The sequence below is a fragment of the uncultured Rossellomorea sp. genome (genome assembly GCF_947488365.1).
GTDB lineage: Bacteria > Bacillota > Bacilli > Bacillales > Bacillaceae_B > Rossellomorea.
The window spans coordinates 665,339-685,941 of sequence record NZ_CANKZT010000003.1 but is presented as its reverse complement, the minus strand read 5'-3'; the positions used below and the strand labels follow the sequence as shown (position 1 = coordinate 685,941).

25 protein-coding genes and 2 pseudogenes are annotated in these 20,603 nt (G+C 38.4%); 5 read left to right on the top strand and 22 right to left on the bottom strand.

The window, feature by feature from the left end:
* The first annotated feature begins 771 nt into the window (after positions 1–771).
* Positions 772–1,305 (top strand): GNAT family N-acetyltransferase, encoded by a 534-nt coding sequence (locus Q1B03_RS14635; RefSeq protein WP_299742595.1) that lies wholly within the window; start codon positions 772–774, stop codon positions 1,303–1,305.
* A gap of 419 nt (positions 1,306–1,724) precedes the next feature.
* Here the strand turns inward: Q1B03_RS14635 and Q1B03_RS14630 are convergent, their stop codons facing one another.
* The 8 genes from Q1B03_RS14630 to Q1B03_RS14595 form a co-directional block, all read right to left on the bottom strand.
* Positions 1,725–2,273, bottom strand: coding sequence for a methyltransferase domain-containing protein (locus tag Q1B03_RS14630; RefSeq protein WP_299742592.1), 549 nt, complete (start codon positions 2,271–2,273; stop codon positions 1,725–1,727).
* Positions 2,274–2,320: 47 nt separating this feature from the next.
* Positions 2,321–2,518 (bottom strand): DUF4083 domain-containing protein, encoded by a 198-nt coding sequence (locus tag Q1B03_RS14625; protein ID WP_299742589.1) that lies wholly within the window; start codon positions 2,516–2,518, stop codon positions 2,321–2,323.
* Between the two features lie 96 nt (positions 2,519–2,614).
* Positions 2,615–3,445, bottom strand: coding sequence for a glycerophosphodiester phosphodiesterase family protein (locus Q1B03_RS14620; RefSeq protein WP_299742586.1), 831 nt, complete (start codon positions 3,443–3,445; stop codon positions 2,615–2,617).
* A gap of 460 nt (positions 3,446–3,905) precedes the next feature.
* A complete protein-coding gene (locus Q1B03_RS14615; protein ID WP_299742584.1) occupies positions 3,906–4,244 on the bottom strand; it encodes an NIPSNAP family protein in 339 nt (112 codons plus the stop codon).
* A 32-nt stretch (positions 4,245–4,276) separates the two neighbouring features.
* Complete coding sequence (locus tag Q1B03_RS14610) at positions 4,277–5,026, bottom strand: bifunctional 2-polyprenyl-6-hydroxyphenol methylase/3-demethylubiquinol 3-O-methyltransferase UbiG (protein ID WP_299742703.1); 750 nt, start codon at positions 5,024–5,026, stop codon at positions 4,277–4,279.
* A 49-nt stretch (positions 5,027–5,075) separates the two neighbouring features.
* Positions 5,076–5,792, bottom strand: coding sequence for a zinc dependent phospholipase C family protein (locus tag Q1B03_RS14605; RefSeq protein ID WP_299742582.1), 717 nt, complete (start codon positions 5,790–5,792; stop codon positions 5,076–5,078).
* Between the two features lie 16 nt (positions 5,793–5,808).
* On the bottom strand, positions 5,809–6,429 hold the full coding sequence (locus Q1B03_RS14600; RefSeq protein ID WP_299742580.1) for a kinase: 621 nt from the start codon (positions 6,427–6,429) through the stop codon (positions 5,809–5,811).
* Between the two features lies 1 nt (position 6,430).
* Positions 6,431–7,096 (bottom strand): Type 1 glutamine amidotransferase-like domain-containing protein, encoded by a 666-nt coding sequence (locus Q1B03_RS14595; RefSeq protein WP_299742577.1) that lies wholly within the window; start codon positions 7,094–7,096, stop codon positions 6,431–6,433.
* Between the two features lie 280 nt (positions 7,097–7,376).
* Here Q1B03_RS14595 and Q1B03_RS14590 point away from each other — a divergent pair, with 280 nt between their 5' ends.
* Positions 7,377–7,553: a CsbD family protein gene (locus Q1B03_RS14590; protein ID WP_299742701.1), complete on the top strand. Its 177-nt coding sequence runs from the start codon at positions 7,377–7,379 to the stop codon at positions 7,551–7,553.
* 138 nt (positions 7,554–7,691) lie between these two features.
* Here Q1B03_RS14590 and Q1B03_RS14585 read toward each other — a convergent pair.
* From Q1B03_RS14585 to Q1B03_RS14570, 4 genes and pseudogenes are all read right to left on the bottom strand, one after another.
* A pseudogene (locus tag Q1B03_RS14585) lies at positions 7,692–7,928 on the bottom strand (DUF6143 family protein); the annotation flags it as partial.
* Between the two features lie 112 nt (positions 7,929–8,040).
* Positions 8,041–8,673 (bottom strand): HD domain-containing protein, encoded by a 633-nt coding sequence (locus Q1B03_RS14580; protein WP_299742574.1) that lies wholly within the window; start codon positions 8,671–8,673, stop codon positions 8,041–8,043.
* A 32-nt stretch (positions 8,674–8,705) separates the two neighbouring features.
* Positions 8,706–9,242, bottom strand: coding sequence for a DUF4269 domain-containing protein (locus Q1B03_RS14575; RefSeq protein ID WP_299742571.1), 537 nt, complete (start codon positions 9,240–9,242; stop codon positions 8,706–8,708).
* Between the two features lie 292 nt (positions 9,243–9,534).
* Positions 9,535–10,194: a TetR/AcrR family transcriptional regulator gene (locus tag Q1B03_RS14570; RefSeq protein ID WP_299742568.1), complete on the bottom strand. Its 660-nt coding sequence runs from the start codon at positions 10,192–10,194 to the stop codon at positions 9,535–9,537.
* A 117-nt stretch (positions 10,195–10,311) separates the two neighbouring features.
* Here Q1B03_RS14570 and Q1B03_RS14565 point away from each other — a divergent pair, with 117 nt between their 5' ends.
* The 3 genes from Q1B03_RS14565 (at position 10,312) to Q1B03_RS14555 (ending at position 12,554) form a co-directional block, all read left to right on the top strand.
* Entirely contained in the window at positions 10,312–11,061 is a 750-nt protein-coding gene (locus Q1B03_RS14565; RefSeq protein ID WP_299742565.1) for an alpha/beta fold hydrolase, read from the top strand.
* A 168-nt stretch (positions 11,062–11,229) separates the two neighbouring features.
* Positions 11,230–11,913 (top strand): hypothetical protein, encoded by a 684-nt coding sequence (locus Q1B03_RS14560; RefSeq protein ID WP_299742562.1) that lies wholly within the window; start codon positions 11,230–11,232, stop codon positions 11,911–11,913.
* Between the two features lie 95 nt (positions 11,914–12,008).
* The gene (locus Q1B03_RS14555) at positions 12,009–12,554 is read left to right on the top strand and encodes a hypothetical protein (RefSeq protein ID WP_299742559.1); all 546 of its coding nucleotides are present in this window, start codon (positions 12,009–12,011) and stop codon (positions 12,552–12,554) included.
* Between the two features lie 218 nt (positions 12,555–12,772).
* On the opposite strand, the gene Q1B03_RS14550 is transcribed toward Q1B03_RS14555, so the two are convergent.
* The 10 genes and pseudogenes from Q1B03_RS14550 to Q1B03_RS14505 form a co-directional block, all read right to left on the bottom strand.
* The gene (locus Q1B03_RS14550) at positions 12,773–13,576 is read right to left on the bottom strand and encodes a bifunctional 2-polyprenyl-6-hydroxyphenol methylase/3-demethylubiquinol 3-O-methyltransferase UbiG (protein WP_299742555.1); all 804 of its coding nucleotides are present in this window, start codon (positions 13,574–13,576) and stop codon (positions 12,773–12,775) included.
* 89 nt (positions 13,577–13,665) lie between these two features.
* Complete coding sequence (locus Q1B03_RS14545; RefSeq protein WP_299742552.1) at positions 13,666–14,478, bottom strand: phosphotransferase; 813 nt, start codon at positions 14,476–14,478, stop codon at positions 13,666–13,668.
* Between the two features lie 496 nt (positions 14,479–14,974).
* Positions 14,975–15,394, bottom strand: coding sequence for a VOC family protein (locus Q1B03_RS14540; RefSeq protein WP_299742549.1), 420 nt, complete (start codon positions 15,392–15,394; stop codon positions 14,975–14,977).
* A gap of 79 nt (positions 15,395–15,473) precedes the next feature.
* Positions 15,474–16,271: a class I SAM-dependent methyltransferase gene (locus tag Q1B03_RS14535; RefSeq protein ID WP_299742546.1), complete on the bottom strand. Its 798-nt coding sequence runs from the start codon at positions 16,269–16,271 to the stop codon at positions 15,474–15,476.
* Positions 16,272–16,565: 294 nt separating this feature from the next.
* The gene (locus Q1B03_RS14530) at positions 16,566–17,183 is read right to left on the bottom strand and encodes an NUDIX hydrolase (protein WP_299742543.1); all 618 of its coding nucleotides are present in this window, start codon (positions 17,181–17,183) and stop codon (positions 16,566–16,568) included.
* Positions 17,184–17,313: 130 nt separating this feature from the next.
* Positions 17,314–17,832 carry a YfiT family bacillithiol transferase gene (locus tag Q1B03_RS14525; RefSeq protein ID WP_299742540.1) on the bottom strand — a complete coding sequence of 173 codons (519 nt, stop codon included), beginning with the start codon at positions 17,830–17,832 and terminating at the stop codon, positions 17,314–17,316.
* Positions 17,833–17,969: 137 nt separating this feature from the next.
* Positions 17,970–18,471: pseudogene (locus tag Q1B03_RS14520) on the bottom strand (MBL fold metallo-hydrolase).
* A gap of 231 nt (positions 18,472–18,702) precedes the next feature.
* Positions 18,703–19,296: a dienelactone hydrolase family protein gene (locus Q1B03_RS14515; protein WP_299742537.1), complete on the bottom strand. Its 594-nt coding sequence runs from the start codon at positions 19,294–19,296 to the stop codon at positions 18,703–18,705.
* A gap of 1 nt (position 19,297) precedes the next feature.
* A complete protein-coding gene (locus Q1B03_RS14510) occupies positions 19,298–19,666 on the bottom strand; it encodes a YciI family protein (protein ID WP_299742534.1) in 369 nt (122 codons plus the stop codon).
* A 182-nt stretch (positions 19,667–19,848) separates the two neighbouring features.
* Complete coding sequence (locus tag Q1B03_RS14505; protein ID WP_299742531.1) at positions 19,849–20,598, bottom strand: aminoglycoside phosphotransferase family protein; 750 nt, start codon at positions 20,596–20,598, stop codon at positions 19,849–19,851.
* Positions 20,599–20,603 lie beyond the last annotated feature (5 nt).

Genomic DNA, 20,603 nt, shown 5'->3' with positions numbered 1-20,603 from the left:
TGCCGGAAAGGCGCTTTTTGCCTTTTTGGCATGTTTAACTTATGACCTCGAGCCTCTAGCCGCCGCAGCTAGATCAAGAAAAGCGGAGGCAGCTCGTTCAGAGGCGACAAGCATAAGGTGAACATGCCGGAAAGGCGCTTTTTGCCTTTTTGGCATGTTTAACTTATGACCTCGAGCCTCTAGCCGCCGCAGCTAGATCAAAAAAAGCGGAGGCGGCTCGTTCAGAGGCGACAAGCATAAGATGAACATGCCGGAAAGGCGCTTTTTGCCTTTTTGGCCTGTTCATCTTATGACCTCGAGCCTCTAGCCGCCGGAGCTAGATCAAAAAAAGCCACAGGGAATCATTCCCCGTGGCTTTCGCTATTTTCAGGAATTCATACGTTCGTTCGCATTATTGAAATTCAGCTAAAAAAGGACATACTTGTCCTGAGGACAGCTGAAATTCCAAAAATAGACATCATGAAAACAAGATATTTCTTCTCGGCTTTGATGTCTACAGTGAACGAATGCATGAATATTCCCTCCTTTATGTTTAAGATTCTTTTTTATTATATAGTTCTTTCTGGTTCTGGACAAGCTGACTTCTTCTGATCCTTATACCGGTTGCTCTCGAAATCCTAACTATATATAATGAATTCATACTAATTTGGAGGTTTTTGTTTGCTAAACAACTGTTTATTACTGGGATGAAAACTTTCTTAATGATTCTATTCATTAGGAAAGTACCATTTATAAGCCCGATAACTTTAATGAAAGAGAAGGAGACTATAAATGGATATCTTCATTAGACAAGAACGCCCTGAAGAATATAGCATGACAGAAGAAATGACGAAACAAGCATTTTTACATGAGGAGTATAGCGACAAGAAAGAGCATCTGCTTGTAAATAAAATTAGAAAATCAGATGCGTTTATTCCTGAGCTTTCATTGGTCGCCATCCATCAAAGCCATGAAGTGGTCGGCCACATCCTACTTTCTAAAATCACCATTGTCGATCATGATAAAGTGGCAGATTCTCTGGCACTGGCTCCCGTGTCTGTAGCACCCTCCTTTCAAAAAAAGGGTATTGGAAGCCAATTGATACGTGCAGCCCTGCAAAAGGCTAAAGAGATCGGTTATCATTCCGTGATTGTGTTAGGGCATAAAGACTATTATCCGAAGTTTGGCTTTAAACAAGCGACATTATGGAAGATCAAGCCTCCGTTTGAAGTGCCTGATGAAGTATTTATGGCTTTGGAATTGACGGAGCATTCTCTTAGAAATGTACAGGGTGTCGTTCATTATTCGAAAGCTTTTTCGGAATAAAGTTAATAAGAGGCTGTCCCGGGAAAAGGACCGGAACAGCCTCTTTTTTAGAGTTATTATTTTTTCTTCACTTAAATTTAAGGATCTGACCCAGTAAACTCCCATCGAAACCAGCCAACTTACGATAAAAACCAACTTATCATTAACAGTACGAGGAAAACCTCAACTATTATCTCTTGATTCCGCTTGAATGATCAGAAAACCTTCAGTAATTTATCCTGTTCCAACCACTTTCAATCCGAAATCAGAATAATTAATCCTGTTTCAAACTTATTGATCCTTCATTCAATGAATCAATCCTGATTGAAGGTAATTAATCCCTCATGTCGAATTTTCTTTTTTTCTGTAACCGAAATTCCAGATTAAAGTTGTTTCATGGAAAATACCCGGATTACTTAATCAAGAACCAGGCATTCGCCTCATAGCTTAACAGCATCAATAATTAAAGAAGGAAACGCCAGCTTTTCCCCCTCGTTTCTAGGATCGAACTTCTTAGAACGAAAAATCACCCCGTCAGCCCCGTCCCAATGATTTTGATGAAACGTTCCTTCTTCATCAAAATACTCAAGTAATGTCACTTTAAATCCCGCCGTTTCAAACATTTTCGTCAACGTATGATAATTGTAAACGATCTTATGACCCGCAGCCGGGTGATCCTTTGGACCTGGTCCTCCAACCTGTACAATATGCTGATAAGATTCATTGGGAAAATAGCCATCTGGGACGGCGCAACGAATATATCCGGAAGGTTTCAGATATTTGATACACAGTTCAGCAGCCTCTAATCCTTCTTCGTATGTAAGGTGTTCCCAGACATGTTCAGCCAAGATGACATCTACAGAACTTTCAAGGAACCTGTTTTTCCATTTACTTTCGTCTAATAAGTTTAAATCCTCTTCCTGTGTATGGATCCAGCCAGGATTATTCACATATTCTCCTGCGCCGATAACGATCTTGAGTTCATTCATTGACTAGTACCTCACTTCATTTTGTACGTAATTTAATAGATCGGTCTTTAACCTTGGTTTTGCTTTTCCAGCAATTCAATGATTCTATCTAATTTCTTATGGAGATCATCTGAAGCCTGAACCTCTTTCTTATGATTGATGATAAGCCTTCTGATGAACAGGGTGAAAGATACGGCTCCCACCAGCAGTAATGAAAAGATGACCAACTGATAGAGTAAATCTCCGAGATTTATAACGAATAACACCTTCTTTTTGGATAATCATACCATAAAGATTGGAGTCTGCCCCCGGCAACCATACAAAAAAAGGAGCAGCAGAAGCCACTCCCTTTTAAAAGAATATTAGTTTCTAGGATCTACATAATCCGGATAATCCGTGATGATCGCGTCGACGTTCATGTCGAATAGGAAGTCTGCTGCTTCTTGACTGCGTACCGTCCATGATCCAATTTGCATCCCTTGGGAGTGGACTTCCTTCACGACTTCTTCTGTCACGATTCCATAGCTTGGGTTGAACCACTCCGCATAGGTTGAGATTTCTTTTAATGCTTCCTCTGTTGTAAGTGCACGGTTAGAAGTTAAAACACCGACTGGAACATGAGGAAGCAGCTCGTCCATTTTTTTCATAGAGTCAAAGTTAAAGGATTGTAAAATGATTTTTTCGTTTTGCGGCTTGTCGAGATTCCGTTCTATTAATGCTTCTGCCACTTGTTCTTCAATACCAGGATAAAGTTCTGGAGCCTTTAATTCGATTAAAATCCCAACCTTACCGTGGTAACGATCAAGAATTTCTTCAAAGGTCGGAATCGGTTCTCCTGCAAATGCTTCTCCCTTCCAACTACCTGCATCAAGACTTTGAAGCTGTTCAAGGGTTAAGTCCCCCACTTTTCCCGTTCCATCTGTGGTACGATCCACCGTTGTGTCATGGATGACAACCAATTCACCATCTTTGCTTCGTTGAACATCGATTTCAATGTAATCCGCCTTCATATCAACTGCCACATCAAAACCGGCGATCGTATTTTCTGGTGCATAACCTGCTGCCCCGCGGTGTGCTACATTATCCACCTGTTTTCTTTCCCCTGCTGTCGGTTCTTCTGCAAACGCCTGGCTGAACGGGCTGAATAACAATGAAAATGCAACCCCTGTACCGATTAATAATTTTTTGTTCATCTTCTTCATCTCCAATCCTGAATATGTATTTCTACTTTATTATAGGAAAGAGATGTTGAGTTGATGTGAAGGTAACAATACAGCTTGATATAGATTGTGTGAACAAAATCCGACCTTTTTTCTTACGTATTTTTACAAATTGATCGGATATAGATGAGCTATTGAGCCATATTACTTATAAATGGGGATGTGATGCCGATCATCCCTGGATTCTGTGAACGGATGGGCAGTAGAAATCCGACCTTCATCCATAATTGATCCTGTTTGAACCACTTTCAATCCTGAATGAGAATAATCAAACCTGTATAACAATTATCGATCCTATTTCCAATTAATTAATCCTTTTTTGGATTAATTGATCCTCCATGTCGAATTTTCTTTATTGCGGAACCCTAACAACTCCAATAAAAACAGGGTCTGATCCTCAGTCCGTGAAATTTTTCATCATCCCTCACCTAACTCATCGAACCGTCGTCTCCAACTCCTCATTCCTCATTTCGATGATATATTCCTTAGCCACATGTTCCCTTCCGCCATGCTGTTCGTACCAATCCCTGATCCGTTTAAGATGCTCTTCGTCATTCCTGATGCTGGTTTCAATCCTCATATAATCGTCGCGACTGTCGTATTCCCAAATCGCAAAGATCTCAACGGTCTCTTCAGCATGATCCTTCATCCAGCGGCCAACCAGTCGCGATCCGTGTTTAAGCTGGTTCGGCAGATTGGTGTAATTGAAATGAGCATTGAACGTTTCGACGAACTCTTTTTTGACTAGATAGAACTTTCTTCTATAGAACATGATGGCCCCCCTTTAAATAAATGAGCGTCTTATCATTTCCTTGCCTTGATTATCATCGTAGTAGGAAATTTCCTCGCCTTATATAATGAGTAATAGCGATCAGAAACTTCCTCTTCCACTGAGTCAAAAGCTGCTGATACGTCGCTTTCAATAACCGATTCAACCGTAAATCCTGCTTTGATGACTTCATTTATATATGTACTCAGTTTTCGTTTAGGGATGACGACAGGTGCATCTTCGCCTTTAAAGTTCGGGTACGTAGTGATTCCCTCTTCCTGGTAAGAACCCTCCAGATAGATTTGGCCACCTTCACTTTTCATATGGGGGTATAAGGGATGATCCCAACTAAAGATCATTGAACCACCTGTTTTCAAATAGGAGTGAATCAACCTTAAAGTAGATGACAGGTCTGTTGTCCAGCCAATCGCATAAATCGAATAGACAATGTCAAAATAATCCTTTGGCAGCCCGATGTCTTCTTCCATGGGCGAACAGGATAAATTGGCATTTAACCCCTTTAACGTTTCTTTTGCCGTCTCGATTTGAGTCTCTGACAGGTCAACGCCCCATATTTCACGGGCACCCATATCCTTCATATAAAGTAATGAGTGTCCGCTGCCACATCCAATATCAAGCACCTTTTTGCTGGTGATTTCATCAAACAGCCTCAATTCGTCTTCCGTCTGTGTAAACGGTCCGTAACTCGGCAATGCATCCTTTCCATTAAAATGGCGGGCGACTGTATCCCAGCTTTTTTTATTTTGTTTCAGAATATCCAGCATTTTAACATCCCCTTTGTCTTCTATTTTGGTCCATGAATGAAACAAGACATCACCCTTTACTTATTGAAATCTCATGTTTCTGTCGTTGGTCCCACAACATTTCTTCATCAAAAGTTGCTTGTAGATGAGCCACTACTATCTCGGTCGTCGTGTTAACAAACTGAGACACTTCATCGGGTGTTAAATAATCAAACCTATATTCCGGATCCAATGCAAAAGCATACGAATCACCTAAATAAAATTCTGTAATTCGTCTAATCTGTTTTGAAATCTGTTCTTCAGGAAAAATATCCAGGTAATCCGGGAAACTCTTAATCTGTTGAAATACATGATGAAAAATCGTATCCCTATTCTCATGTAAATACACAAAATCCGAACCATACCAATCACCTTTTATCTTTTTAGTATAGTCAGGCGTTCCCAGTATGTCTTGATACATAGGCTCTTTCTTTTTTTCCCTATGCATCCGACTCCATTCCACATCCGTTACGAGGTGAAGATAATACCCTAAATAAAATGAAAACCTCGGACTGGTAAAATCAACTCTATCTTTCTTTATGTACTGATCCAGAAACAAACCTGGATTGATCTTCCCATCGACTTTAAAATGGGTTACTCTTTTGTCAGGAAAAAATTCTCCCGTCACTTGATCAGGCAAACCACAATCCGGCCCAATATTCCCTACTGCAAACTCTTTTTCAGATACCAGTAACCCCTTATTCAGCAGGTTCTCTGCAATCCTGAAATGTACCATCCAAGTCGCCATATTCGTAGTCCCCTTTTTATTTAATTATGTAATCCGCACTCCCTACCGGATCCACCTCATCCATGTAGTAATCTTCAGCCAACCAGTATCTTCTTTTATACTTATCAAGCCTTGCTTGATCGTCACCGAGATAGAGGTCACGGCCCAATACTCTTTCAACTCTTAATTCATGAGAGCAATCAATATAGATCATAAAATCAATATATCGTCTCCATTCTTTCCTTTGTAAGAAGACACCCTCAATAAGGATGATGGCAGAAGGGGCAAGATGGATGGGTTTTGTAATGACTGTATCCGTTGAAGAGTGATAGAACGGGAGGGTAATAGAGCCGCTGTTAACATGAAGCTTTTTGAACAGCTCTGTTTCGATTAATCCAATGTCCCATTGGAGAAAGTAATATTCGAACCATTCATCATTCCCGGTTTCATATCGCTTATGTGCTTCAACAATATGATCATCAAGGTGGAAGATGGAAGCCTCATGATTTGAAAGCTCCAATGCATGTCGAAGCTCTTTTGCAACCGTGGTCTTACCTGCTCCTCCTAAGCCATCGATACCTACAATGAAACGACGGTTTTCCGAGAACTCTTTTTGATATCGGGATAGCAACGTTTCTTTTATTTGAACAATTGACATCTTATTCCCCATTTGGTTCAACAACATATTTATCCCCATCTCTAAAAATATAAGCAGGAGACGAACCTATTACTTTAAATGTAGCCTCACTCATAACAATGCCCGCTTCCTCTGGTAATGCAATGACAGAAAATCCATATTTGTTTACGTATTCTTTAACTAAGTCATCGTTACTAGTTTCATAATGGCACCATACTGAATAATTTTCTATGTAGTTGAATCCTTCAAAGGCTTTCATATTTGTCTGGTTTGAGTCCATATGGGAAGATGTTAAAATATCTCTGCCAAAAATAATTGCCCCGGCACTCCCTCCGTATACAATCCCCTTATTGTCTACATATTCTTTTAAAATCGTATCAAAGCCTGTCTCACGTATGGTATTCAACAAATAGAATGTATTGCCTCCGCCGATATAAATGGAGGAGAATTTCCTTAGATCCTCTGGAGACACAGCCTCTAAATCAGTCCACATTTCTATTTCAGTAATGCCTAGAGGTTTAAACACACTATGTATCCATTTGGAACAGTCTTTATAATGAATTTCCCCCTGCATCGCGATTGGAATATATAGCAACGGCTTATCAAGATCTAATGCCTTAACAAATTCCTTATCTATTATTTCTGTCTGTTCCTTATCTCCTCCGCCAGACAGGAATAAGTTAACCATGTTTACCTGCCCCCTAATCATCGTTTTTCAACTATTCCCCTCTACCAATTATTTCAAATTACCCCTTTTAACTCAATGATTATTTTGGAAAAAAAAGAAGCTTACCTAATTCTTGATCAACCTCCGTTCGTATGAAAGGTCAGCCGGATATTTCTTTCATGTTACTGAATTAGCATAAATTACTATTACTTTTCGACAACCTTTTTGTTTATTCTTAACCCCATTTGGATATTGAATAATAACACATTAAATGAATGAAAAGAGGTAGGGAAACATGCGAATAAATGATGATCAAGTAAAAGGAAAGCGTAAGCAGACAAAGGGAGATTTGAAGAAAGGTTTGGGTAAACTTACAAACGATGATTCTAAAATTGCGGAAGGCGAACGCGACAAAGATAAAGGAAAGGTTCAGGAAAAGTTTGGCGATGTGAAGGAATCCTTTAAGAAAAGTTGGTAACTGAAATCAGGCGGCTGTACCCTCTGTGGGTTTAAGCCATACTGCATTGCATATAAACCTTGAAAGGACGATACTTCTGCTTACTAGGAAAAAGCAGAAGTATCGTCCTTTTTCATTCCCACCATCAGTCCGGCAGAATCATTTACAACTATCCATCTCAGCTTTTTCAAACCAGCCAAATGCCACTTCCGCCTGTATGATTTCATGATCTGGTGCTACCAGGAAAAGGATAAATGACCCTCCTGGTGGAAAGATGAATTTACCATCTTCATCACTGGCCAACGTACTTCGCGGGGGGACAATCCGCCTAAAGGCCATTACCCCTTTTCTTGGAAGCCCTTCAACATCATCCGCATATGCGATTTTCACTTCGGGCTTAGGGAGGGGAGGTCAATGGATGGTGATGGACCCCATTGACCTCTATAAGCCCCTAGATTGAAAGGTTTACACACTACTTTCATTCAAATCAAGCCAAAAACGGGATGTTCTAAGTAAATAGTGGTGATGAAGTACCTTTCATTTTCTCCGTATCGATCCCAGCCTCTTTCAATTTCACTTCCGCCTCACCTTCAATGATATCCTTGAAGAGCTGCAATGTTTGATCAAACCCAACATGGTTGTCCATCATAAAGCTCATCTTGTGCTCGATGTCCAGCCATGTGGAGAGATCCGCTTCGTTATGCTGAATTTGGGCTTCTAATTTATCCAGCGCATTGGCTACTTTGGCTTCGTATGTCGTTTTCTCTTCAAATTCGAACCACAAGGTGTATAGTTCATTTCCTAAAGCGTTCCCTAACATTTCCTTTATTTTCTCGATGGATTTCCTTTCATTGATTGCCTTTTGTTCCTTCGCTATTCGATCGTTCATTGTATCGAATGCTGGAATATCACCTGCTTCAGCCTCAACCAGATCGTGTATGATGATCATTTTTAATAACTTAGCCGAATCCACCTTCTGAGTTAAGTAAGGTTCGATCAACATTGCCATCAGGGAAACCCTCCATGTATGCTCCGCGACGCTTTCTTGTCTGCCATTGGACAGCCAGCTGTGCCTCATCTCAGATTTCAACTTTTCTCCAAGTTTGATGAGATCTAATATATTTAATAGATTATTTTTCATTTAAGCTCACCTCTTCATTGAATTTCAACTACCTACCCCGTGATAATCCCTTCTCCAACCCCAAAACGGATCAAGCCTTCATAAGGGTCTCCCGTAATATCAAAAAGCTTACAAAACGCCGGCTCTGTCTTGTATCCTTGGTTTTTGAGATGTATCACCTTTTGTTTAAGAGCAGGATATCTTTGCAAAAGTTCATGTTCAATCAGCATATGGAGATACGCATGTTGCTTATGTACTGGTTGGGCTTGGCCAAACAACTCAAACTCAAAACCACTAAAGATAAAATTCGCCTTCACGACTTCTTTACCATTAATCGTTTTCCTCTTGATTGTAAATCCATCGTTTTTGCTGTATAACGTTAGGATCAATTCCTCAAACGGCTCAAATTCCTGTACCTCCATAATGATGTCCAGGTCTGAACTCCCAATGTCTACCCCAATTGGCACGGTACCGCATAGAACAGGATTGTAGGTATTCATGGCATTCAAAATATCCAGTTCCATGATGACTGCATATGCCTTTTGTTGCCTGTCCGTCCCCTTTTTCATACGTGCGAATAAATCTATCATCGGTACACCATCCCTGCCTGACGATCTTAAAATGCAAAAATACCAACTCTTTTTATCCGAGGAATCTTTTATCTTAATCAGGGCATTTTATTTACATGACTTCATCCCATTTAATACAGTTTAATACAGAAAGAAAAGATACACGTTCAGCTTAGAGCTTTTTCAGGTTAGCACACAAAAACAAAGCTGCTGCCATTGTTTTACTTTCAAGAAACTCATACATCCTCTTTAGCCAACACCAGTTGAGTTGGACACTGATTACCCGTCACCAGTCTTATATATTAATAATTAATTATTTTGGACCAATACCTTTCCAAAAAAGGTCAACTAAAGCTTGTGCTGTTTTTTGGGGCCCTCCTAATTCCTCTATTAAATCCTTTTTGTTTCGAATCATTGCCACTGTAGAAAATGCATGTGCAAGCAATAATGGGTTTGTTACCACTATTTCACCTTTTTCCATAGCCTGCTTGAATATATCTTCCAGCGCTTTATGAACTTCCTTCTCGGCATCTCGAATTTCCTGAATATGATTCTCTGTTAGTGAGAAAGCAGCTTCTTTTAATAACGTTTCAAAATCAATGTGGGGTCTCATTAAATGATCGAGTGTGACTTCATATAATTTTTGCTTCAAGCCATTAGAACTATGTAAAAGTTTCTCTGTTTGTATCGTGATTCGTTGGAACATACTTGACACAGCGACTGAGAATAAGTTTGCTTTGTTTTTAAAATAATAGTAAACGCTAGCTTTGGTCACACTACAAGCCTCAGCCACCTGTTCCATGGAAACACCCTCATATCCATATGTTAGAAACAGATGAGCAGATGTCTTTAAGATTTTCTCCCTCGTTAGATTGTTCTCAATTTTTATTTTTGGTCTTCCAGGTTTTTTCTTCGGTAACTCACTATTCATAGGTACCTCCTTGATGTTCAAAAAAAATACAATATAAAACATTTGATTAATTAACCTTCAGGTATATATAATTAATAAAAGTATACTGACTCAATCTATTGTAATAAATTTAGTAAAAAAAACAAATATGGAAATAAGCCTCTAGATGAAGAAGGGACAATGAATAATGATATGAAAAGAAAAATATTTTATTTCTTAATCGGTATCTCTTTGCTTTTTGTAGTAAGTTTTCTTGGTTTTTATACATGGTCACAACAGACGTATGAACCGTCTCAGACACTCTACACCCTCATAAATAAAGATGAAATCAACTATGAGAAGGATTGGATCATTTTTAATCCAACTGAAAATAATCATGTAGGAATTGTGGTGTATCCTGGTGCAAAAGTTGAACCTGAAGCTTACAGCTACTATGGTAAGCAATTAGCAGAGAAAGGTTATTTAGTTGCTATCCCTAATGTGAACCTTAATTTTTCATTGTTTGATACTAACAAAATGCAAGAGATAATGGACAGCCATACATCCGTCCAAAATTGGATAGTGGGTGGACATTCATTAGGCGGCGTCTCAGCTTCAACATTTGCTTATGATCATCCAAGTGAAATTGATGGTGTGATTTTGTTAGGATCTTATCCTAGTGAAACAACTGATTTCTCCAATAAAAACATTCCTATGCTTTCAATATACGCTGAAAAAGATGGGTTATCGACGATAGACAAAATAACTGAGACAAGACATCTCTTGTCAACAGAAGCTGCCATGTATGAAATAAAAGGTGGAAACCACAGCCAATTTGGCATTTACGGAAAACAAAAAGGTGACAATCAAGCTTCTATTTCTGTCAAGCAGCAACAAGATAGCATGGTAAAGGCTACTATTAATTGGTTAGAAAAGAATGATTTGAAATAATCAAGAAATGAAAAGAATTCGTTTGTGATTCAAACAAATAATGGTTATCACAGTTGAAATATTTTTTCTCAACCGATAGTTTTGTTCTGGCTTGGGGTTTCGATTAATTGTGCTGGCGCTCAAGTTCACATAAATGTTTTATTTGTCTTTTATTTAAAGAATACAAGAATGGAGGGAATTCCAATCGATACATTTCTATTTAGCTTTTTCTCAATTGCTTACATCGGGATTCTGTTAATTGGAGTGATTTATCTAAGAACTTACAAATTAAAAAGTATAGTTTTTTTATTGCCGGTTGTTGTCGGCCTTATCTATGACAACGGAATCATAGCAATAGGTCAGTTCATAGGGGAAGGATTACTATTAGAACGATTAAACCTCGCACGATTTTGGATACATGCATTTTTTACCCCTCTTCTTGTGTTGTTTTCCTGGAAAACATTGGAGCAAGGAGAAGTATTGTGGGCTCAGAAACCTTTCAGTACATTTTCTGCTTATGCATTGACTTTTTCATTGGTATTATTTGAACTTTTTACTGAGGTAGCAGGACTTCATGTAGTGGCGAATATGGAAAATGGTGTCCTAAGCTATAGCTCTGACGAACCTTCAAATGGCCCGCCCGTAATGGTACTAATCGTATCTCTTGTATTGCTTGTGTCTTCAATCATCATTTGGAGTAAACAAAAATGGAAGTGGTTTTTTGCCGGTAGCCTTGCAATGATTATCGGAAGTGCTGTAAGTTTACCGATTGAGAGCGGAGCCATCACAAATTTCTTTGAACTAGGTTTAATAACCTCCTTACTCGGTACTGCAATCTTCCAAAGTAAGACCTTACAAAAAGACGCCCTCTAAGAACGGAAGGAACATGAGTTGAAAATGGCATTTATGAGTAACTCGAAAACCTTATAATCTAGAAATCTAAATACTTTATAAAAGGTGATTTATGAATGTTAACAATTCAGACATACATTTCAAAAAAAGACTGTAAAGAGATGACCTTAAATGGTGCTATCTATCATGATTTTTCACCTCTTGACGAGCCTTTGTCAAAAGAGTATGGAAACAATCAATTAATCAAGTCAGATGGAATCTCAATCTTTGGTGCTGTTACGATTTCCATCTATCAAAAACCTCTTTCTACCTTTAATGAATGGGATGATGTTGATGAATTATGGCTTTCACTTCTTGAATCTTTGAAACACTGCTTGAAATATGGTCATGGTATTAGCGGCTTCTCGATGCGAACATTGGATTGGGAAATGAAATTAATGAAAGAAGATTCAAACGACTCTATATTATTCACTTGGAATCATTGGGATCCAAGTTGGAATACAGTTTATGAAATGATCACAGTTTGTCTTCCCAAAAAAAAATTGGTGGATAGCTTATTGGCTGAAGGAGCATTTTATGTTGAGTTTAGGAAGTCTTTATCTGACAGTGGTCCCAGCAGTAAAATAAAGAGATTGATTGATGAGATTAAATCTCTCAGCTAATATATTATGACTATCCATTAATTCGAGTAGCTTTGATTAGAGGAATTATAGGTTAATGTTCTGAAGAAATCATTTGAATGATAATGAAGGAGAGCAGCTACAAAAAGATGAATGTAGCTGCTTTTCTTAAAGAAAAAGGTAATGGCCCTTTCAAATCCATCTATAGATTGACCTTAATACAGCGGGCTTCATTCGATCATAAAGAAAGTATAGTAGAGTTACTTTTTCCTGCCAATATAAAGCAAGTGAGAGGAAATACCAAGGATATAAGGGTCTGTTGCCTTCTCGATAATTAAATCAATTAATTTCCTTACTTCTCCTTTTTCTCTCCAGTACTCCCAATGGCCATGATTCAAAACCGTTCCTGCATTGGAACCTATCAGCTCGATGGTTTCAAATCCGTTTGCTTCCATAAAAGGATTGATGTCTTCTATATTAAAATAATACGCGCCAGTAAAACGTCCTTCATCTGCGTGATTAAAGCAGCCTGATTGGGAAAATTGTAAAATGGTATCCATATCATTGTTTGGTTTCCAATTGTCAGGAGATAAGAGCGATGTAAGGATGTGTCTAATTCTAGGCATAAAGGCAACAAAGACCAATCCATCCTTTTTCGTCACTCTTTTTAATTCTTCCATTGCCTTAATACGGTCATTTTCTTCCTGCAGATGGTACATAGGGCCGAGCATCAATGAGGAGTCGAACTGTTCATCTTTAAACAGATAAAGGTCTCTGGCATCTGCAGCATGAAACCCTTCAAATTGTTCGTCTAAATCAAGTTCTTTCGCTTTATCTTTTGCGATTTCAACTAATCTTGGGGTCAAATCGGTCAGTGTTACCTGATAACCAGCTTTGGCAAGTTCCATTGAATATTTCCCCGGTCCTGCACCATTATCAAGTACATTGCCTGTTTGGGGCATATATTTTCTTATATAATGCCAATTCACCTGGAATTCTACTGGTTCACGTTCAAGTCTTCCCCACTCATCGAATTGATTGTAATACTGAATGATCTTACTCATGTTTTTCACCTATATTCCACTTTTTACCTATATATTCGGTGCAACTTGGGTCGAATCCTGCTTACACTATATACAATGATCACGTTTTTTTACTGACCTGCCTTTTTAACCCACTCTTTCCCATGCTCACGAATAAACTTTATATCTTTTTGATAGTGCTCATGGTGCCCTTCATCGATCATTTTTTTAAAAGCAAGGTCACCTTCACCGGCTTTCCTTTTCATGTAGGCACATAATCCTTCCAAGCGCAGCAATACCATCTCCAAATAACCTTCTTCCATTCCCTCCATACCGTAGGATTCAAAGAACAATCTCACTCTTTGTTTTATACGGTCGGCATCATGTGTTGGGTCATAGTGAACAGCTTCACCCGCTTCGGTATGATAGTGCCTGCTTAAAGGAACGCAGGTGTAGAGAGTATAAGCGATGTCCCAAAGTCTCGAACCTGGGGCCGCAACATCAAAATCAATAATACCTACTGGTTTTTCCTGGTTAAAAATAATATTGTAAATGGCAAAATCATTGTGACACACTACCTCTATGTTAGCCGGTGTATTGTCCATGGGTTGCCATTCATCAATAAATGGAAAGTCACTCACAGCATCATGGTAATGCCGGAGCATCTTCGCTATTCCTTGTAAAGCATTATTAGACCACATGTATTCTTTTAAAGGATAATTACCGGCTTCTCCTGCTATAAATGATAATATCTCTCTATCTTTTTCATCTATTCCTAAAAACTTCGGTGCATAATCAAAACCTTTACTTTCCAAATGCTGCAATAACCTATGGATTTTAACACTATCAGACTTCAATTCCCGCCTGACCGTATCTCCCGAACGATATACGTCCGAGACATTCCCTCCTGTTAGCATTTCTTCGTTTTCATTCTGACTCTTCATTTAAATTCCCCCAATTTAGGGACGCTGTGATTGTGTCAATCGAGATGTATTTTTGCCCATAAATAAAAGCAGATATACAAAGGTATCTGCTTGGCAATGGGAATATAATTGTCCACACCATGTATCCCTTGAATGATTTCAGATAGACAAATAAACGCATCCTTAAGGATCAAGGAACGCCGCTGTCTCTATCCAATTAACGAATCATTTCGAGGTATTCCACATGTGTACGATAGATTCCCCTTTCTTTACATCTCTACATTAGATAATAACAAATATTGCTAACTTAGCACAGGAAATGTCGAAGTTTTTCAATAATTATTCTCCGGAAGCGTCGGGGCGGTTCCGGAGCTGCTGCCATAAACCTCAACATGAAATGTGGTTTTGTAGATGAATAACAAATGTACGAGGGACCAAAAGGACCTCAGCATGTTTTACACTTGACTATTTCATTTACACGTGGCTGCCTAAGCTCTCGCATCGTGTTCCTACATGATCACTTCGAAATGAAATATTTCTCCCGAAAAACCGGACTAAGCTCACTCCACACATCAAACTTATTTCCATCTAAATCATAAAAAACAAAATTCCTTCCAGAGTGTCCCCTGTTTTCAATCGTGCCAACCCGAATCCCATTATCTATAAAATCCCTATGCAGTGTTTCTAACGCTTCTAAACCATTCACTTCAAATGTTAACGAAAAGCGTTCTTCCCCATAAACATCTATGAAATTCGCACTTTGATTTTCTTTTGATTTAACAAGAAAAATACTTTGGTTAGCAAGATTCAAGATGGCTTTATCTTCATCTTTATAGCTTAATTCTGCATCTAATTTATGTATGTACCATTCTGATGAAAGATCGACATTCGTTACTGGAATATAGGTTGTGCCAACCCTTAATAATTTTTCGCTCATTTATACTTCCCTCCCGCAATCAGATATAGTAAACATTCTCTTTTCACATGGGTTTACCCTGCAGAAATTCCCATATTTTTCATAACCGTTTTCTCCCGATCTTGACTGATAGCGTAGATTCTTCTTTATATTCTCCAGATTCACAAATATCGAGCATCGCCTCTCTCACATCACGTTCAAATAGCGAGACGTCACTTCCAAGAAAACGCTTAGAACCATAGGATGTGGAATACAGGTTCCCTAATAGTGACTCAATCGTCCAAGTGATTTCGTATGTCGGTAAAGTATGAACTTCAAGGTCAAATTGAGAATGGGATATGACTTCTTCATGACTGGTAACGGGATGAGTATAGATTGAATTTCCAGCCTTCCGATCTTTTCCATACCATTTTTCGATTACTTCATTAAACCTTACTTGCCAAGGTTTCAACGTTTGATTGGGGTCATAATGATCAATGATCGCTACCCCTCCACCAGGAGGAATCATATCAAATAATTCCTCTAATACCTTCGGCCTGTCCATCCAGTGAAAAGCCTTGGCAATCGTCACGAGAGAAAAATGCTCATGATTCTCAAGGCTGTACTGCTCCAAAGTTCCATTGAACCAATGAATCTCCCCCATCCTTATTTCTTGATGGAGTCGCGTAGCTTCTTCAATCATTTCCGGTTCAACATCTATACCAACTATTTTATGACACCAATCAGAAAACCTCATGGTGAGCTGCCCTGTTCCGCAGCCTAAATCAAGAAGGTTCTGCTCCCCATTTAAAGAGAACGCTTCAACCAGGAATCGTATCAAAGAAGAAGGATACATTGGTCTGTATTTCGAATAATATCCTGCAGAGCCTTTAAATAGGTCTTGTCCGTACTTGTTCAAGTTTGTAATCCTCCCATCGCTCTCTATATGCTTCCAGCGAATCTTAAACCATAGCACTCTTTACTAAAAAGAATCTAAAACTACCTTTCCCCAATACAAAAGGCTCATTGTGAAAAATACAACTACAAAAGTGGTTAAAAATTTTGGTAAGCTTTTGTAAAAATATATTGATGCTAGTCCAATAATTATATGTAGGATAGCAAAAAGGATAATACTCACCTTTCGTCTCCCCTTACTAAATTAATTAATCTATTCAGTTACTAAATAAAGGTTATTCCATTATCTTTATCACCATTAATCATATACAGTTTCTTTACTAGGATCTCTTAGAAATTCAAATAGCAAGTTAATCTGAGATTCTGTATTTCTCCCAACCGATAGCTCCGGTAAATTCTCTTCCCCAAAGAAATTGATCCCCTTTGTTTCGATTCCGCTTTTTGCCTCTCCACCCGTCACCTCACATTGAATAAATATTTTATAGTAATGGTAAGGCTGCGAGGGATGGGGATGCTTGTTCATATCGAGAAGTGCGAGTAATTTTACAGGGGTTACATCATATCCTGATTCTTCTCTTATTTCTTTGACGATGTTTTCACTTGGAGACAGTCCTACATCACAAAATCCACCTGGGAGAGACCATTTATCATCAACTTTCTCTCTTACCATTAGGATTTTGTTATCCTTGAATACGACACCGCGCACATCTACTTTCGGTGTCTGATAACCTGATTCGTTCGTAAATAATTCCCTTATTTTCATCATCTCTAAGTCCGTGTATTCCTGCATGATCTCCGCACTGATCGTTCGTAATTCTTCATATCTCTCAATATCGTAAACATCCTTTGAAAAGGACAGCCCTGATTGAGATAATGCTTGGATCCTTTTTGCCCATTCTAACCATTTATCACTCATCTTACTTGCACCACCTTAACCATAAACTATCGTTGCACCTTACTTCATGCTTCTCATTTCTGACTTACTCAAGAGTTTGAAATTAGGGTTATTTAGTTAAGCTCATTTTGAGCAATGAAAAAATATCAAATTACCAACCTGATCGATTTCGAAGAGAAGTAATATGCGCTACATGATGTCGCCCATGCCAAGCGTAGATCCCAATATTGATACCTAACGTGACAATACCTGATTCTGGATGATGGAAAGTTTTCCCTGATTCATCTGATTTCATAGAACGCAACAGACAAACCCATCTACTGTGTAAAGCCTCTATTAGTTTTAATGAAATGTCTATTGGTAACTTCGAATCAGGGAGCTCAGCCCATTTCCCTTCTTCATACAATTTAATGGTGGGATTGTTCTCTGTGAGGGCCAACTTAAAACGAGTGTAGCTATTTAAATGACTGTCGGCAATGTGATGGATTACTTGACGAATGGTCCACCCTTCAGAACGGTAAGGTGTATCTAACTGCTCATCTCTTAAACCCTTCACGGCTTCTGTTAATTGAAGAGGTAATTCTTCAATCTCTATTATCCACTTCTCTAATTCTTCGGTTGTAGGATCACCTTCATAATTAAACTTCCCTATCGGATAACGTAAATCCATTTAAACGACTCCTCCCTATTCAGAGTTGTACCATTTTGATTACATCTCTTTATTGAATTCAATAACTTACGCCTAAGATTTTTGAAGATCTAATGCAGTATACAAGAAGGTGAAAATTGGCTTGGATGTAGAGATAATTATATAGCGAATTTCCCACCATGATAACAATAGTAATTTTCAGCTTTGAGATTTTTAATCTTGGTCAAAGACTGTTCTGCTTGCTCAACATTTAAACAAAAGTGTGGATTAGCAATAACTAATTCATGTTTCTCCGTAACAGATGCATCACCTGTAATGACGCTTTTTAAACTTGGAAAATACAATGAGATATGACCTGAGGTATGTCCCGGTGTCGCTACTACTCTACATTTCACTGGCTATAATCTTTATCCAAGGATACTTTTCTTTGAATTCATATAAGGAACCTATATGATCATCATCATAGTGAGTAATGATGATATTCTTTAAGCGCTTCATTTCAAAGCCATTTTTCAAAATTTCATTTTCGATTAAAGGTAAGAAATTTGAGTACCCTGTATCGACCAACGTTAGTTCATTATTCAATATAATTAAACTGGGATAAATATAATTTTTTTGTCCATTGAATTCAAATTCAATGGGTAGTTCTATTATCTTCATTTTTCTCCCTCCATACTGCTCGATAGTATATTCCTATTCTATAATTTAAATTACAGTTTGGAATCGAATTAATCTACTCGAAGATCAGTGGGATTTTCACTTTGATAGAACTCTATGTTCCAACTTGAATTGGAACGTGTGTATCTATTTCTTTTTGGTCCTTTGTGTAATATGTAGTCATGAAAAACCATAGATCAACTGCCTTATCCTCGGCTATTCGTGGTTTCACCATTAATGTCTCATAATAAACTCTATCATTTCACTAAATGCTTTTTGTGCTGATAATTCATTATAATCAGGAGAGTACGGGTCACTAAATCCGTGTTTTCCATTAAATTTATGTACATCGATATTTTTCATATGCAAGGTTGAGATCAACTCGTCGACATTGAAAGATTGTTCTTCTTGTGGAAAAAATAGCTTTGTAGGACATTTTGGTGTTATTTCTACATAATTTCTAATACGGGAACCATAGTATCCAATTATTCCATTGATGTGTTCTCCCTCACTACACAACCAGGCAATAGTTGCCCCCACACTGAATCCAATGATAAATATTCGTTGATACTCATCTTTAACCTCAGAAATAATATCTTTTATTTTGTATAAAGGATCAGGGAATCCAACGTTTTCCATAAAATGATAATAAGCATCTTTTTCTTCTGAATAATGAAAAGGTGTATTTCGTTCTAAAAAGTTAGGACAAATCACGTCAAACCTTTGTCTTGATAATCGTTCACAAAAGCCCTGCATATGTTGGTTAATTCCATAAATTTCGTGTATGACAATCATTAGAGTATCTGATTGATTATGTATTGAAATCATTTCATTCCTGCTCCGGTGCTTCAAACACCTGACGCAATTCAATCTGACCTTCCCCATGTCCTTGCGGGTCCGGCATTCGCATGGCCCACTCGATGGCTTCTTCCCTCGACTTCACATCGAGGAGGAAAAAACCGGCAACTAGATCATTCGATTCAGTAAATGGACCTTCCGTCACAACCGGCTTTCCTCCTGGTTCTGGATACGAAAGGCGAATCCCATTTGAACTGGGATGAAGCCCTTTAGCCATAACCCGCACGCCTGCCTTCACTAATTCCTCATTGTACTTTGTCATGGCTTCCATGAGCTCAGGGCTTGGAAGATTTCCGGCTTCCGAATTCTTCGAGGCTTTGACAATTATCATAAACAGCATAAAGGTTCCTCCTTTTATAAAGGCAATCTGAAAAATCTACCCGATATCTATAAAATCGATCCTTTTAAATCTTCTATAAATCGGGGATATCCTCAAGTAGACTGGTTAATGGTTCAATAAAAGGGACCAGAGCAAGCTGCGGAATGGTTCTGACGCACCTAAAGTAATCCAAAATGAAGTAGTTAAATGGGACAATATTGATTAACAATCTCCAAAAGACGCTCTGGTTTTTCTGATGAAACACACTCAGACAATCTTGCCGCAGCTATGATGGGCGCCCATTGAAAAACCTCATCTTTAGACAAACCGCTTCTCTCACAATAAAGACGCATATACATATCAGCCAATTCCACTGAAAACCGGGAATACAAGAGATACGTTCGATATACGTCAGCACGTATATCCCCTGCACTGGAATCAACCCAGTCGATAATGGTGACGTTATGATCTGACATAATTAAGTTGAATAAATGAAAGTCCCCATGACAAAGTTTTTCGTCGAAGGTCATTGAATCCAGTTTTTTAATTAAAGTAGATTTAAGTTGAATATCCAAACCTGGTGCACTTTCTATTTGTCTACTTAATTTTTCAGACATAGGTTCAATAGAATCCGCTTTGATTCTATGTATTTTCATTTGTATATCAACAGAGATGTTCAGATAATATTCCGCTTTTTCCATGTTGTCCGTTAGAAGATCCCCTATAGTTCTCCCTTTTATATGCTCCATGACGATTACCTGTTTACCATCTATTTTGGTCACATCAACTATTTTCGGCACAGAGAGTCCACAAGAATACGCATACTTTTGCTTATGAGCTTCATTAGTGGATTCCTTATCTGGTAAAGAGTCATTATAAACTTTGAAGACCTTGTTCTCATAAAGAAATACATTTGCTGTATTTCCGATGGCAATAGGAGTTCCTAAATTCATTGTTT

Excerpts from the sequence above, each read along its gene's own strand:
- Q1B03_RS14545 (WP_299742552.1), bottom strand. The coding sequence starts at position 14,478 with ATGAAGAGTCAGAATGAAAACGAAGAAATGCTAACAGGAGGGAATGTC.
- Q1B03_RS14560 (WP_299742562.1), top strand. The coding sequence starts at position 11,230 with ATGGAGGGAATTCCAATCGATACATTTCTATTTAGCTTTTTCTCAATT.
- Q1B03_RS14620 (WP_299742586.1), bottom strand. The coding sequence starts at position 3,445 with ATGAACAAAAAATTATTAATCGGTACAGGGGTTGCATTTTCATTGTTA.
- Q1B03_RS14580 (WP_299742574.1), bottom strand. The coding sequence starts at position 8,673 with ATGAAAAATAATCTATTAAATATATTAGATCTCATCAAACTTGGAGAA.
- Q1B03_RS14615 (WP_299742584.1), bottom strand. The coding sequence starts at position 4,244 with ATGTTCTATAGAAGAAAGTTCTATCTAGTCAAAAAAGAGTTCGTCGAA.
- Q1B03_RS14575 (WP_299742571.1), bottom strand. The coding sequence starts at position 9,242 with ATGATAGATTTATTCGCACGTATGAAAAAGGGGACGGACAGGCAACAA.
- Q1B03_RS14555 (WP_299742559.1), top strand. The coding sequence starts at position 12,009 with ATGTTAACAATTCAGACATACATTTCAAAAAAAGACTGTAAAGAGATG.
- Q1B03_RS14530 (WP_299742543.1), bottom strand. The coding sequence starts at position 17,183 with ATGAGTGATAAATGGTTAGAATGGGCAAAAAGGATCCAAGCATTATCT.
- Q1B03_RS14605 (WP_299742582.1), bottom strand. The coding sequence starts at position 5,792 with ATGGCGACTTGGATGGTACATTTCAGGATTGCAGAGAACCTGCTGAAT.
- Q1B03_RS14610 (WP_299742703.1), bottom strand. The coding sequence starts at position 5,026 with ATGCTGGATATTCTGAAACAAAATAAAAAAAGCTGGGATACAGTCGCC.
- Q1B03_RS14510 (WP_299742534.1), bottom strand. The coding sequence starts at position 19,666 with ATGCTGTTTATGATAATTGTCAAAGCCTCGAAGAATTCGGAAGCCGGA.
- Q1B03_RS14515 (WP_299742537.1), bottom strand. The coding sequence starts at position 19,296 with ATGATTTCAATACATAATCAATCAGATACTCTAATGATTGTCATACAC.
- Q1B03_RS14600 (WP_299742580.1), bottom strand. The coding sequence starts at position 6,429 with ATGTCAATTGTTCAAATAAAAGAAACGTTGCTATCCCGATATCAAAAA.
- Q1B03_RS14550 (WP_299742555.1), bottom strand. The coding sequence starts at position 13,576 with ATGAGTAAGATCATTCAGTATTACAATCAATTCGATGAGTGGGGAAGA.
- Q1B03_RS14565 (WP_299742565.1), top strand. The coding sequence starts at position 10,312 with ATGAATAATGATATGAAAAGAAAAATATTTTATTTCTTAATCGGTATC.
- Q1B03_RS14635 (WP_299742595.1), top strand. The coding sequence starts at position 772 with ATGGATATCTTCATTAGACAAGAACGCCCTGAAGAATATAGCATGACA.
- Q1B03_RS14630 (WP_299742592.1), bottom strand. The coding sequence starts at position 2,273 with ATGAATGAACTCAAGATCGTTATCGGCGCAGGAGAATATGTGAATAAT.
- Q1B03_RS14595 (WP_299742577.1), bottom strand. The coding sequence starts at position 7,096 with ATGGTTAACTTATTCCTGTCTGGCGGAGGAGATAAGGAACAGACAGAA.
- Q1B03_RS14570 (WP_299742568.1), bottom strand. The coding sequence starts at position 10,194 with ATGTTTTATATTGTATTTTTTTTGAACATCAAGGAGGTACCTATGAAT.
- Q1B03_RS14540 (WP_299742549.1), bottom strand. The coding sequence starts at position 15,394 with ATGAGCGAAAAATTATTAAGGGTTGGCACAACCTATATTCCAGTAACG.
- Q1B03_RS14505 (WP_299742531.1), bottom strand. The coding sequence starts at position 20,598 with ATGAATTTAGGAACTCCTATTGCCATCGGAAATACAGCAAATGTATTT.
- Q1B03_RS14525 (WP_299742540.1), bottom strand. The coding sequence starts at position 17,832 with ATGGATTTACGTTATCCGATAGGGAAGTTTAATTATGAAGGTGATCCT.